Origin of the sequence: Microbispora hainanensis, assembly GCF_036186745.1 — a bacterium.
Classification (GTDB): domain Bacteria; phylum Actinomycetota; class Actinomycetes; order Streptosporangiales; family Streptosporangiaceae; genus Microbispora.
On record NZ_CP108086.1, the window covers coordinates 33,074 to 46,627 of the forward strand.

At 71.6% G+C, this 13,554-nt stretch carries 10 protein-coding genes; 7 read left to right on the forward strand and 3 right to left on the reverse strand.

Annotated features, from left to right (window positions below; all coding sequences use genetic code 11):
- The first annotated feature begins 65 nt into the window (after nt 1-65).
- Nucleotides 66-554 (forward strand): peptide deformylase, encoded by a 489-nt coding sequence (gene def / locus OHB01_RS00160; RefSeq protein WP_142650149.1) that lies wholly within the window; start codon nt 66-68, stop codon nt 552-554.
- Nucleotides 555-558: 4 nt separating this feature from the next.
- Here def and OHB01_RS00165 read toward each other — a convergent pair whose 3' ends face one another.
- Both OHB01_RS00165 and OHB01_RS00170 read right to left on the reverse strand, forming a co-directional pair.
- Nucleotides 559-1,965, reverse strand: a complete 1,407-nt coding sequence (locus tag OHB01_RS00165) for an aldehyde dehydrogenase family protein (RefSeq protein ID WP_328855824.1) — start codon at nt 1,963-1,965, stop codon at nt 559-561.
- Nucleotides 1,966-2,060: 95 nt separating this feature from the next.
- The gene (locus tag OHB01_RS00170; RefSeq protein ID WP_147943654.1) at nt 2,061-2,669 is read right to left on the reverse strand and encodes a DsbA family protein; all 609 of its coding nucleotides are present in this window, start codon (nt 2,667-2,669) and stop codon (nt 2,061-2,063) included.
- A 182-nt stretch (nt 2,670-2,851) separates the two neighbouring features.
- Between OHB01_RS00170 and pepN the strand changes: the two genes are divergently transcribed.
- The 4 genes from pepN (at nt 2,852) to OHB01_RS00190 (ending at nt 9,075) form a co-directional block, all read left to right on the forward strand.
- Complete coding sequence (gene pepN, locus OHB01_RS00175) at nt 2,852-5,428, forward strand: aminopeptidase N (RefSeq protein ID WP_142650147.1); 2,577 nt, start codon at nt 2,852-2,854, stop codon at nt 5,426-5,428.
- Nucleotides 5,429-6,070: 642 nt separating this feature from the next.
- Complete coding sequence (locus OHB01_RS00180; protein WP_142650146.1) at nt 6,071-6,622, forward strand: LemA family protein; 552 nt, start codon at nt 6,071-6,073, stop codon at nt 6,620-6,622.
- A gap of 2 nt (nt 6,623-6,624) precedes the next feature.
- Nucleotides 6,625-8,094: a DUF2207 family protein gene (locus tag OHB01_RS00185; RefSeq protein WP_142650145.1), complete on the forward strand. Its 1,470-nt coding sequence runs from the start codon at nt 6,625-6,627 to the stop codon at nt 8,092-8,094.
- A 9-nt stretch (nt 8,095-8,103) separates the two neighbouring features.
- Nucleotides 8,104-9,075 (forward strand): hypothetical protein, encoded by a 972-nt coding sequence (locus OHB01_RS00190; protein ID WP_328854759.1) that lies wholly within the window; start codon nt 8,104-8,106, stop codon nt 9,073-9,075.
- A gap of 5 nt (nt 9,076-9,080) precedes the next feature.
- On the opposite strand, the gene OHB01_RS00195 is transcribed toward OHB01_RS00190, so the two are convergent.
- Nucleotides 9,081-10,508, reverse strand: coding sequence for an amidase (locus tag OHB01_RS00195; RefSeq protein WP_328854760.1), 1,428 nt, complete (start codon nt 10,506-10,508; stop codon nt 9,081-9,083).
- 195 nt (nt 10,509-10,703) lie between these two features.
- Here OHB01_RS00195 and OHB01_RS00200 point away from each other — a divergent pair, with 195 nt between their 5' ends.
- A complete protein-coding gene (locus OHB01_RS00200) occupies nt 10,704-11,483 on the forward strand; it encodes a nuclease-related domain-containing protein (protein WP_260617411.1) in 780 nt (259 codons plus the stop codon).
- Between the two features lie 208 nt (nt 11,484-11,691).
- Entirely contained in the window at nt 11,692-13,530 is a 1,839-nt protein-coding gene (ilvD, locus tag OHB01_RS00205) for a dihydroxy-acid dehydratase (protein WP_142650141.1), read from the forward strand.
- Nucleotides 13,531-13,554 lie beyond the last annotated feature (24 nt).

Sequence of the window (13,554 nt, forward strand, 5' to 3'; positions counted from 1 at the left end):
CTCCACTAGAGTAATAGCCGATATGGGCCTGCGTCCCTTACACCCTCCGGCCTGACAGGAGTGTCATGCACGAGCTTCGGTATGTCGGCGACCCGGTCCTGCGTACCCCCGCCGAACCCGTGACGGACTTCGACCGCGAGCTGCGCCGGCTGATCGACGAGATGTTCGCCGTCATGTACCAGTCCGACGGTGTCGGGCTCGCGGGGCCGCAGATCGGCGTGGGCCTGCGGCTGTTCGTCTACGACATCAGCAACCGCAAGGGACACGTGATCAACCCGGAGCTGACGATCGACGACTCCGAGCCGGTCATCGAGGAGGAGGGCTGCCTGTCGGTGCCCGGCAAGGAGACCGGCAGGCCGCTGTACGCCCCGACCCCCCGCGCCGCCGGGGTCACCCTGCGCGGGGTCGACAAGCTCGGCCGGCCCGTCTCCCTGAAGGCCCGCGGCATGCTCGCCCGGTGCTTCCAGCACGAGTTCGACCACCTCGAAGGCATGCTGTACGTCGACCGGCTGGGCAAGGACGAGCGCCGCAAGATCCTGCTGCAGACGCCCTGACGTCCTACATCAGGATGGCCTTGATCTCCAGGAACTCCTCGAGGCCGAACTCGCCCAGCTCGCGGCCGATCCCGGAGTGCTTGTAGCCGCCGAACGGCGCCATCGTGTTGAACCGGCCGCCGTTGACCGACACCTGCCCGGTGCGCAGGCGGCGGGCGACCGCGAGCGCCCTGCCCTCGGTGCCCGCCCAGACCGCCCCCGACAGCCCGTACGGCGTGCCGTTGGCGATCTCGACCGCCTCGTCCTCCGAGGAGAACGGGATGATCGACAGCACCGGGCCGAAGATCTCCTCCTGCTCGATGGCCATGCCCGGCGAGACGCCCGCGAAGATCGCGGGCTCGACGTAGTAGCCGCGCTCCATGGGGTTGTCGGTGCCGCCGAGCACGAGGCGGGCGCCCTCCTCCTGGCCGCGGTTGATGTACTTGACGACCCGGTCGCGCTGGGCGGCGGACACCAGGGGCCCCAGCCGTGTGCCCTCGGCGAACGGGTCGCCGGGGACGTAGGCGCCGGCCGCCTGCACGGCCAGCCCCACGGCGTCGTCGTACTGGTCCCAGTGGACGAGCATCCGGGTCAGCGCGGAACAGGTCTGGCCCGAGTTGAGGTAGGCCCCCGCGACGCCGCTCTTGACCGCCTTCTCCAGGTCGGCGTCGGGCAGGATGATGTTCGCCGACTTGCCGCCCAGCTCCAGCGCCACCCGCTTGACCGTCTCGGCCGCGAGGGCCGCGACCCGGCGGCCCGCCCTGGTCGACCCGGTGAACGAGACCATGTCGACGTCAGGGTGGGCGGCGATGGCCTCGCCGACCACCGGACCGTGGCCGCTGACCATGTTGAACACGCCGGGCGGCAGCCCGATCTCGTGGAAGATGCCGGCCAGCGCGTACGCCGCGAGAGGCGCGACCTCGCTCGGCTTGAGCACGACGGTGCACCCGGCCGCGAGGGCCGGAGCCACCTTGCACACCACCTGGTGGAGCGGGTAGTTCCACGGCGTGATCGCGCCGACCACGCCGACGGGCTCCCGCACGACGAGCGAGTTGCCCACGCGGCCGGCGTCGAACTCGTACCGTTTGGCGAGGTCGGCGTAGGAGGCCAGCACCTCGGCCGGCATCAGCGTCTGCACCTTCAGCGCGAGCGTTAGCGGGGCGCCCATGTCGGTGGCGATCGTGGCCGCGATCTCCTGCGCGCGTTCCTGCAGCAGCCCGGCCGCCGCCCCGAGGAACGCGGCGCGTTCGGCCGGTTCCAGGGCCGACCACGACGGGAAGGCGGCACGGGCGGCGGCGACGGCGGACTCGACGTCGGCGGGTGCCCCGGCGGGCACCCGGTCCACGACCTCCTCGGTCGCGGGATTGACGACGTCGACGGCCTCGCGCGAGGCGGACGGGACCCAGGCTCCATTCATGTAGAGGTGACGCATGTCACTCATCCTTGCGCCTCGGCTGTCAGATGGCGAGTCTTCCGGCCGAAACCTTTCCAGCGGATTATCGCGAGGGTGAAGGAGCCTGTGAAGTCTCAGGTGAAGATCGGGTCGCGTGTCCTCGACCTCTTCAGCTCGAAGAAGCCGTCGGTGCCGGCGACGAGCAGAACGCCGTCCCACAGGCGCGCGGCGGCCTCGCCCCTCGGGATGGGCGAGACGACGGGGCCGAAGAACGCCGTGCCCTCGACGGCGATGACGGGGGTGCCGACCTCCTGGCCGACCAGGTCGATGCCCTCACCGTGCGAGCGCCGGATCTCCTCGTCGTACTCGTCCGAGTCGTGCGCGGCCGCCAGCGCGGGGTCGAGCCCGGCGGCGGTGAGAGCCTCGGCGATCGTGTCCAGGCCGCGGTCGCGTCCCTCGTCGTGGAAGCGCCTGCCGAGCTCGGTGTAGAGGGTGCCGAGCACCTCCTCGCCGTACTTGTCCTTGGCGGCGGCCAGCACTCGCACCGCGCCGAGCGTCTGCTTGACCCGCTCGGCGTAGTCGGCGGGGATGTCCTTGTCCTCGTTCAGCACGGCCAGGCTCATGATGTGCCAGCGCACGTCGATGGGACGGAGCGCGGTGACCTCGTGGATCCAGCGCGAAGTGATCCACGCCCAGGGGCAGGCGGGGTCGAACCAGAAATCGACAAGCTTTCGGTCGGACACTGTGACACCCTCTCGTACGGACTATGGTTCCCTCGGTCGTCAACCCGGGCAGGAAATCTCCTATTCCAGGTAGGAGCGATCTCGAATCCGCCTTGTCGCCGCGGCGTGGCAGGATTCATGCAATCCCTGCCGCGACGGGGCGGCGGGGGCCGGGGGCGTTGATCATGCGATGAGGAGCGGGTGTGGCAGGGAATCTGACACGGGACGAGGCTCGGGAGCGTGCTCGGTTGCTCACCGTCCAGTCCTACCAGGTCGAGCTCGACCTGACCGAGGGCGAGGAGCGGTTCGAGAGCATCACGACGGTCCGCTTCACGTCGGACCGTGAGGGGGCGGACACGTTCATCGACCTCCACGGCGCGCACGTGCGGAAGGTCGTGCTCAACGGCCGGGAGCTGGACGCCGGCACCTACGACGCCGAGAAGGGCCGCATCCCGCTGCCGGGGCTCGCCGCGCAGAACGAGCTGCGCGTGGACGCCGACTGCTCCTACATGCGCACCGGCGAGGGCCTGCACCGCTTCGTCGACCCTGTCGACCAGCAGGTCTACCTGCACAGCCAGTTCGAGACGGCCGACGCGCACCGCATGTACGCCTGCTTCGACCAGCCGGACCTCAAGGCGACCTTCGAGCTGACCGTCCTCGCCCCCGCCGACTGGGAGGTCGTGTCCAACGCCGCCCCCGACGCGGTCGAGGCGCTGGAGGAGCACCAGGGGCGGCACGGCACACTGCAGGCGGCCAAGCGCTGGCACTTCCCGCCGACTCCCGTCATGTCGACGTACATCACGGCCCTCATCGCCGGGCCGTACGCGGTCGTGCGCGACGAGCACGACGGGATCCCGCTCGGGATCTACGTGCGCCGCTCGCTCGCGCAGTATCTCGACCCCGAGAACATCTTCGAGGTCACCAAGCAGGGCTTCGACTTCTTCCACCGCGTCTTCGGGCTGCGCTACCCCTTCGGCAAGTACGACCAGCTGTTCGTGCCGGAGTTCAACGCGGGCGCCATGGAGAATGCGGGCGCGGTGACCTTCCTGGAGGACTACGTCTTCCGCTCGCGCGTGACCGACGCGCTGATCGAGCGCCGCGCGGAGACGATCCTGCACGAGATGGCGCACATGTGGTTCGGCGACCTCGTCACCATGCGCTGGTGGGACGACCTGTGGCTGAACGAGTCGTTCGCCACCTACATGTCCGTGCTGTGCCAGGCCGAGGCCACGCGGTGGGGTCAGGGCGCGTGGACGACGTTCGCCAACGTCGAGAAGGCCTGGGCCTACCGGCAGGACCAGCTGCCCTCCACCCACCCCATCGCCGCCGACATCCCGGACATGCAGGCCGTCGAGGTCAACTTCGACGGCATCACGTACGCCAAGGGCGCCTCGGTGCTCAAGCAGCTCGTCGCGTACGTGGGGCTCGACAACTTCCTCGCCGGGGTGCGCGACTACTTCAACGAGCACGCCTGGAAGAACACCACCCTGCAGGACCTGCTGTCGGCACTGGAGCGCACCTCCGGGCGTGACCTGTCGTCCTGGTCGAAGGAGTGGCTGGAGACCTCGGGCGTCAACACGCTGCGCTCGTCGTTCACCACCGACGACGAGGGCCGGTTCCTGAGCTTCGACGTGCTGCAGGAGGCCACGCAGGAGCACCCGACGCTGCGCTCGCACCGCGTCGCCATCGGCCTGTACTCCCTGCGCGACGGCGTGCTGACCCGGACCAAGCGGGTCGAGCTCGACATCGTCGGCGCGCGGACGTCCGTGCCCGAGCTGATCGGCGAGGTCCAGCCCGACCTCGTGCTGGTGAACGACGACGACCTCACGTACGCGAAGATCCGCCTCGACGACCGGTCGCTGCAGACCCTCGTGAACGGCGGGATCAGCGCGTTCGCCGAGTCGCTGCCCCGCGCGCTGTGCTGGTCGGCCGCCTGGGACATGACGCGCGACGCCGAGATGGCCACCCGCGACTACGTCAAGCTGGTCGTCTCCGGCATCGACTCGGTGCGCGACCTCACCGTCCTGCAGACCGTGCTGCGCCAGGCCCGCCAGGCCGTGCAGCAGTACGCCGACCCGGCGTGGCGGGCCACCGGCCTGAACGAGCTGGCCGGCGCGCTGCGCCGGCTCGTCGCGTCGGCCGAGCCGGGCTCGGACCACCAGCTCGCCTACGTCAACGCCCTCGCGGCGACCGCCGTCTCACCCGAGGACCTGGCGTTCCTCAAGGGCATCTTCGACGGCACCGCGGTGCCCGAGGGCCTGGCCGTCGACGCCGACCTGCGCTGGACGCTCATCCAGTCGCTCGTGTCCGGCGGCGTCCTCGGCGCCGCGGAGATCGACGCCGAGCTGGCCAGGGACGCCACGGCGACCGGCGAGCGCTCGGCCGCCACCAGCCGGGCCTCGATCCCGACCCCGGAGGCCAAGGCCGAGACCTGGGCGACGATCGTGGGCGGGAAGCTGAGCGGCGCGCTGCTGCGCGCCACGATCCTCGGCTTCATGGACCCGCAGCACCCCGAGCTGCTGGAGCCGTACGCCGACCGCTACTTCGAGGAGGTCGGGCGGATCTGGAGCGAGTGGACCTCCGACATGGCGCAGAACTTCGCCATCGGCTGCTACCCCGCGCTGCTGATCAGGCCGGAGACCGTGGCCCGCACGCAGGAGTACATCAGCACCACGCAGCCGCCGCACGCGCTGCGGCGCCTGCTGCTGGAGGGCGCCGACGGCGTCAGCCGGGCGCTGCGCGCCCGGGAGCGGGACGCCGCCGCCGGATCCGCCGCCTGATCCGCCTGTCCGATCCGCTGGCTGATCCTGGCCTGATGCCGGTCTGATCCTGACCGGACCGGCGTCGGGCCGCACGATCACGACCCCGAGGGCCCCGGCACTACCGCCGGGGCCCTCGGGCGCATCAGAGGACATGCGGGCGCAGCAGGGGTCCCGTGCGGCGGGCGTGTCGCCGCGGACGCGTAGGGGCCTCGGGCGTGTGGCGCGGCCAGCGCAGAGGCGAGGCGCGGGCGGATGACGTGGGCGTGTCGCCGCGGACGCATAAAAGCCTCGCGCTTGTGGCGCGGACGCACATAGGCGAGGCGCGGGCCGGGTGGCGCGGGGGCGCCGGCTGGGCTGTGGCCGGCGAGCGAAAGCGGGCCTGTGGCGGGCGCGCCGGCGAGGCTGTGGCGGGCGCGTGAAAGCGGGCCGCAAGCCGGATGCAAGGCACCGGGAGTGCGATGGGGATGCCAGGACCGTTCGCCGCGGCGTCCACAGGACCGTTCACGACCCTTCACCGTGCCCCTCACCGGGCCCCTCACCGGGCCCCTCACCGGGCCGCTGAAAGGGCCGTTCACAGGATCTTCGACGGAACCTTCGCTTTGGGCCCTTCACCGGGCGGACGGGCCGGGCTACCGTCCGTCCAGGAGGCCCGTGAACGCCATGATCCCTATGCTCGTCGCCCTCGCCGTCGTGGCCGTCCTCGTCGCGACGGTCGTCTCCGCCTACAACCGCCTCGTACGCGCCCGCAACAACGTCGACAACGCCTGGGCGCAGATCGACGTGCAGCTCAGGCGGCGCTACGACCTGATCCCCAACCTCGTGGAGACCGTCAAGGGCTACGCCGCCCACGAGCGGGCGACCCTGGAGGCCGTCGTCGCGGCGCGCTCGCAGGCCATCGGCGCACAGGGCCCCGAGGAGCGGGCCGCGGCCGAAAACCTGCTGTCCGGCGCGCTGAAGAGCCTCTTCGCGGTGGCCGAGGCCTATCCCGACCTCAAGGCGAGCGCCGGCTTCGCCGAGCTCCAGGAGGAGCTGGCCACCACGGAGAACCGGATCGCCTACTCGCGGCAGTACTACAACGACGCCGTCCTGACCTACAACAACGCCATCCAGACGGTGCCCGCCAACCTCGTGGCGGGCATGACCGGCTTCACGCCCCGCGAGTATTTCCAGGCGCCCGGCGAGGAGCGCGGCCCCGTCCAGGTCGGGTTCTGACCATGGCCTTCTGGGCGGCCGCGGCGGCGGCGACCGGGCTGTGGCTGCTGCTCCTGCTCGCGCTCGCCGCGGCGACGAGAAACCCGGACGTCGAGCCGGGCCCGGCCACCGGAGTGCTCGCGGAGCACTCCCCCGCGGTGGTCGACCTGATCACCGGCGGCTGGCGGCTGTGCGACGAGGCGGCCTCCGCCACCCTGCTCGACCTGGCCGCCAGGGGCGTCGTGGCCGTCGAGGAGATCGGCCCCGAGCTGTCCCTCGTACGGCTGCGCAAGGACCCCGGCGGCCTGCGGCCGTACGAGCGGCTCGTCTACGACCACGTGCGCGCGCTGGCCGTGGACGGCGTGGTGGCGACGGGGGCGCTGGCCGAGGGCTCGCGCGACCTGCGCCGGTGGTGGAAGAGCTTCCGCAGGAAGGTGATCGTCGAGGCGCGGGAGCAGGGCCTGTCACGGCCGCGCTGGAGCCGGGGCCACGCGCTGCTCCTCGGCGCGGCGGCGGTGGTCCCCGCCGCGGCGATCGGCATCGCGGCCGGTGCCGGCGACGCCGGTGCGGACCACAACGGCGGGCCCGGAGCGGCGATCGTGTCCTTCGCCCTGCTCGTGATGTTGATGGGCAGGCTGAACGGGGAGCGCGGCACGGCCGAGGGGGCCGCGGCCGCCGCGCACTGGCTGGGCGTCCGCGAGCACCTGCGGGCGACGGGACGGTTCGCCGAGCAGCCCGCCGCCTCGGTCACGATCTGGGGCCGCCACCTCGCGTACGCCGCCGCGCTCGGGCTCGCGCCGCGTGCCGTCGGGAACCTCCCGGTCAGCACCCCCGCCGACGACAACCGGGCCTGGTCCGACTATGGCGGGATGTGGCACGTCGTGAACGTCCGCTATCCCTCGCGCCTGCTGTGGGGCCGGCCGCCGGGGACGACGATCGTACGGGGTCTCGCGGCCGGCTGGTTCGCCGGGTTCTTCACCTGGATCCTCCTGGTGGCCGCCGCCGCGTTCGGCGTGTGGCCGGACGGTCTGGTCCTGCCCGCCGCCCTCGCCGTGGGCCTGGTGGTAGCGGGCCTGCCGGTCGTCTACGCGATCGGCGACCTCGGCGGCGCGGCGACCGTCGAGGGCCGGATCGTACGGCTGCGCCGATTCCGCGACGGCAGCAAGGGGGACGACACCGCCAAGTGGACCTACTGGTGCGCCATCGACGAGGGAGGCTCCCGCGACGTCAGGGCGATGTGCCTGAGCGAGGACCTGTGGCGCCGTCTGCGGGAGGGCGACACGGTGCGGGCCGTGGCGGGGCGCAGGCTCGGCTGGATCAGGCGGATCGACGTGATCGAGGACTCCCGGCTGCGGGCCTCCTACGACGACACCGGTGAGCACCTGGTGGACGCGCCGGAGAACCTCGGCGAGGTGCGCATCCTGCCCGACCGCCCCGCGCGCGCCTTCCGGGCCGAGGACGGCGGGGCCGATGCCCCCCGGCGCCCTGAGTAAGGTCGTCGGGTGCACTCAGCCCACGACCTGTTGATCGCCCTGGCCGGGAGGTACTCGTTCGGTGACGTCGGCGCGCTCGCGCCGGCCGTGCTCGGAGATGGGGACCAGGCGGCCCTGGTCGCGTCGGTCTGCGAGTTCGGCCAGCGGTTGCTCACGCTCGACGCGGAGGACTTCCACACCGTGATCGACGCCCAGACGGTGCCCGCCGACCTGCGCAGGCGCGCCCGCGCGTGCCACATGCCGCAGACGCCCCGGGAGCAGCCGCGCGGCGCGCTCGACTCGCTGCGGCCGGCGTACGCACTGCTCCTGGAGGTCGTCGAGGCCCGCTGGAGGCGGCGCGAGCTCAGCTCGATGATCGCGGCCGTGCACATCTGCAGCGAGTATCTTCCGCTGCTCGCCTTCGAGCCCGCGCTCGGACACGCGGGCGACCCGGCCCGGTGGCCGGAGGGCCTGCGCGCTCCCGGCAGCCGGTTCGGGGCCATGCCCGACCGGGAGTGCGATCACACCAGGGCGGAGCGGTCGGCGGCCGAGCGGACCCTGCGGGTGGCCGTGGAGCCGCCACCCGGCTGGCGGGCCTACTTCGACCGGCAGCACAGCCAGGTGGCGGGGGCGCTCGCCACCTGCGCGGGCCGGTGCCGCACCCCCTGCTCCGCCCTCGACTGGGTGCCGGACCTCGACGACCTGTCCGCCCGCTGCCGGATCGCGCTGACGTTCGCCGACACCCCGCTCGTACGGCTGCGCCACGCGGCCCCGGTCGGCCACGGCTTCGGCGTGCCGTCGCCGGAGGAGGTGCTGGAGGCGTGGGAGCGCAGCCGCGCCGCGCTGGCCAAGCACGAGGCGGCCGCCGCCGTCACCGCCGACGACGGCTTCCCGCTGCCGGGGTTACCCTCGCTGTTCTCCGCCGTGGCGGCGGCGCCGGTGCGGCCGGCCACACTGCTCGCCGACGTCGCCGCCCACATCGTGAACCTTCTTAAGGACTGACCGCGTCACCACATCGGCGGCCTGCGGTCGCCCCAGAATCCACCGACGGACGCCTCCACCTGGGACGACAGCGAGATGAGCGTCCCCTCCTCGCCGAACCTGCCCGCCAGCATGACGCCGATGGGCAGGCCGTCGGGCGTCCAGTAGAGCGGGAGGTTCACCGCGGGCTGACCGCTCACGTTGTAGATGGCCGCGAAGGGTGCGAAGCGCATCATCCGCTCGAACGTCTCCTCGGGCGACTCGACGTCCTCGAACCAGCCCACCGGCACGGGCGGCTGGGTCACGGTCGGCGACAGCACCGCGTCGTACGCGTCGGTGACGAGCAGCGCGAAGCGGGTGGCGAGCTGGAGCGTCCCCTGCGCCTGGAGGAACTCCGGGGCCGAGACGGCGCGGCCACGCTCGCGCAGCCACGCGGTGAGCGGGCGCAGCTTCGGCTCCAGCTCCTCCGCCACGGGGTGCATGCACGAGAAGCTGAACCACATCTTGACGAACTCGGGCACCACGTCCGGGCCGAACGGCGGCGCGATCTCCTCCACCTCGTGCCCGAGCGACTCCAGCACCGCCGAAGCGCTCTTGTACGCCGCCAGCACGTCGGGGTGGACCTCCGCGCCGGGCACGGCGGGGGTGGCGAACCTGGCGATCCGCAGCCGCCCCGGCTCGCGCCCGACGTAGGCCGAGAACGACCCGAGCTCGGGCGCCGGCGCGTGGTAGAGGTCCCCGGGGTTGTTGTGGGCCATGACGTCCAGCAGCGCGGCGGCGTCGGCGACGTTCCTGGCCAGCGGCCCGTTGGTCGACAGCCCCGCGAGGTCGGGGATGATCGGGCCCGCGGAGATGCGGCCCCGGCTCGGCTTGATGCCGAACAGGCCGCAGACGGAGGCGGGGATGCGGATCGAGCCCGCGCCGTCGCTGCCCTGCGCGGCGGGCGCGAGACCGGCCGCGACGGCGGCCGCCGCTCCCCCACTCGACCCTCCGGCCGACCGCGTGATGTCCCACGGCGTACGGGCCGGCTCGTGCAGGTAGGTCTCGGTGTAGCAGGGCATGCCGAACTCGGGGGTGCTGGTCTTGCCCAGCATGACCGTGCCGGCGTCTCGCAGGCGCTCGACCACGCTGTCGTCCGCGGGTGCGACGAACCCCTCGTACGTGGCCGAACCGAAGTGCAGCGGCACGTCCTTGACGAAGTTGAGGTCCTTGATCGGGATGGGCACGCCCAGCAGCGGGGGCAGGTCCCCGGTGTCACCGGCGGCCAGCCGGGCCTCCTGCTCGCGTGCCTGGGCGAGGGCCCGGTCGGCCGTCACCGTGACGAACGCCCCCAGGCCGGGGTCGAGCCGCTCGATGCGCTCCAGGTAGTGCTCGGTGATCTGAACAGGAGAAAGTTCACCCGTACGTACGGCTGCCGCCTGCTCAAGAGCGGTAAGATCGTGAATGTGCGCCACGCTACCGAACGGTAGGCCTCTGGGCCGCGGATATCTAGAGAAGATACCCGCACTTCCGAGCAACGAATCAGCTCAAGCAGGCCACAAAAGTATGAACCATCCAACACTAGGCAAGCCGCTGACGGCTCAACTACCGTGAGTGATGTGGATACCGGTCTAGCGCCAGAAGACGGTCACGATACGTCACCTATATGGGTGGGTGACCAATCGTCAGAGCAGGCGGAACGCCCTTCGGCGCCCCCTGAGGCGCCGGCGACTCCGACGTACGCTCCGGTCGAGCGAACGTCGCTGATCAGCCTGTGGCAGGACACGCGATATCGCCACCTGCGCAGGCGGGCCGTGATCGCCGTCGCGGCGGGCGTGGTGTTCGGCGTGCTCTTCGGCAGCTGGCGGCTCGGGCTCACCGCGGCCATCCTCGCGTGCGTCGCCGACGCCGTCTATCGGGCGAGGACCGTCTCCACCATCCCCGCGTGGCGGCGCGCCTCCGCGGCCGAGCGGCAGACGGAGGCCCAGCTCAAGAAGCTGGAGCGCAACGGATATAAAACGCTGCACGCCCGGGCCATCCCCGGCAGCGAGGCGCAGATCGACCACCTCGTGGTCGGGCCCACCGGCGTGTACGCGGTGGACTCGGAGAAGTGGGACAAACGGCTGCCCGTACGGGTCCAGTCGCACCGCAAGCTCTTCCACGGCCCGTTCAACCAGAAGCCGCGGCTCGACGAGGCCCGGTGGGAGGCGGCGCAGGCCAGCGACCTGATCAGCAAGGCGCTCGGCCGGGAGATCACCGTGGTGCCGTCCCTGGCCATCTACGGTCCGCCGATCCCGTGGCGCATCCTCAACATCCGCGAGGTGGACGTTTTCTCCGGCGGGCTGGTCCGCAAGTGGATCACCAAGCGGGAGAGGTCGCTAACCACATCGGAGATCGACGCGATCTACCGGGCCGCCGAACGCGTGCTGCCCGCGCGCTACCCCGAGTAAAGCGCGGCACCCCAGGTAGAGCGCGTCGCGAGCGAAGCGCGGCATCCCAGGTAGAGCGCGTCGCGAGCGAAGCGCGGCGAGAGCGTGGCACCCCGGAGCGAGCCGGTTTCCGGGGGGACACGTCCCGACTCGTGGACAGCGGGTCTCGGCAGCCGGGCAGTGGTCGTACCATTTGAAGACTCAGTAGTCTCCGGATGGGGGTCCCTCGATGCCCGCTCTCAGGTCCCGCACTGTCACTCACGGCAGGAACATGGCCGGCGCCCGTGCGCTGCTTCGGGCCACGGGCGTAGCGGGCAGCGACCTCGGCAAGCCGATCGTCGCGATCGCCAACAGCTTCACCCAGTTCGTGCCCGGCCACGTGCACCTGCGCGAGGTCGCCGACGTGGTGGCCGGCGCGGTCCGCGAGGCGGGGGCCGTCCCGCGCGAGTTCAACACGATCGCCGTCGACGACGGCATCGCGATGGGCCACGGCGGCATGCTCTACTCGCTGCCGTCCCGCGAGCTGATCGCCGACGCCGTCGAATACATGGTCAACGCCCACTGCGCCGACGCGCTGGTCTGCGTCTCCAACTGCGACAAGATCACGCCCGGGATGCTGCTCGCCGCCTTCCGGCTCAACATCCCCACGATCTTCGTGTCCGGCGGCCCGATGGAGGCCGGCAAGATCCCCGGCCGCAAGCTCGACCTGATCGACCCGATGATCGCTTCGGCCGACGAGAGCGTGTCGGACGCCGACCTCCTGGCGATGGAGGAGAACGCCTGCCCGACCTGCGGGTCCTGCAGCGGCATGTTCACCGCCAACTCCATGAACTGCCTCGCCGAGGCGATCGGCCTGGCCCTGCCCGGCAACGGCACCACGCTGGCGACCCACAAGGCCCGCAAGGCCCTTTTCGAGGACGCCGGACGGCAGATCGTCGACATCACCCGGCGTTACTACGAGGAGGACGACGAGGCGGTCCTGCCGAGGAGCATCGCCACCCGCGAGGCGTTCGAGAACGCGATGGCGCTCGACGTCGCCATGGGCGGATCGACCAACACGATCCTCCACATCCTGGCCGCCGCCCGCGAGGCGGGCGTCGACTTCGGGCTCAAGGAGATCAACGAGATCTCGCTGCGCGTGCCGTGCCTGTGCAAGGTCGCCCCGGCCACGATGAAGTACCACGTCGAGGACGTGCACCGGGCGGGCGGCATCCCCGGCATCCTCGGTGAGCTCGACCGGGCCGGCCTGCTCCACCGCGACCTGCCGACCGTCCACTCCGCCTCCATCGCGGAGTACATCGCCAAGTGGGACCCGAAGTCCCCCGAGGTCACCGACGAGGCTTTGGAGCTGTGGCACGCCGCCCCCGGCAACGTGCGCACCGTCAAGGCGTACTCGCAGGACGCCCGCTGGGAGTCGCTCGACCTCGACCGCGCCGAGGGCTGCATCCGCGACCTCGACCACGCGTACACAAAGGACGGCGGCCTCGCCGTCCTGTACGGGAACATCGCCCAGGACGGCTGCGTGGTCAAGACGGCCGGCGTGGACGAGTCGATCTGGCGCTTCTCGGGCCCGGCGGTCGTGTTCGAGTCGCAGGAGGCGGCCTCCGAGGGCATCCTCGGCGGCAAGGTCAAGGCCGGCGACGTGGTCGTCATCCGCTACGAGGGCCCCAAGGGCGGCCCCGGGATGCAGGAGATGCTCTACCCGACGAGCTTCCTCAAGGGCAAGGGCCTGGGCAAGGCGTGCGCGCTGATCACCGACGGCCGCTTCTCCGGCGGCACGTCGGGCCTGTCGATCGGCCACGCCTCCCCCGAGGCCGCCGAGGGCGGCGCGATGGCCCTGATCGAGGACGGCGACATCATCGACATCGACATCCCGGGCCGTTCGATCGAGCTCAGGGTGGCCGAGGACGTGCTGGCCGCCCGCCGCGAGCGGCTGCTGGCCGACCTCGGCGGCTACCGGCCGCGCGACCGGCAGCGTCCGGTGTCGGCCGCCCTCCAGGCGTACGCCGCGCTGACCACGTCGGCCTCGACCGGCGCGTCCCGCGACCTGTCCCAGCTCTCCCGCTAGACCCGGGAAACGCGTGGGGCCGCC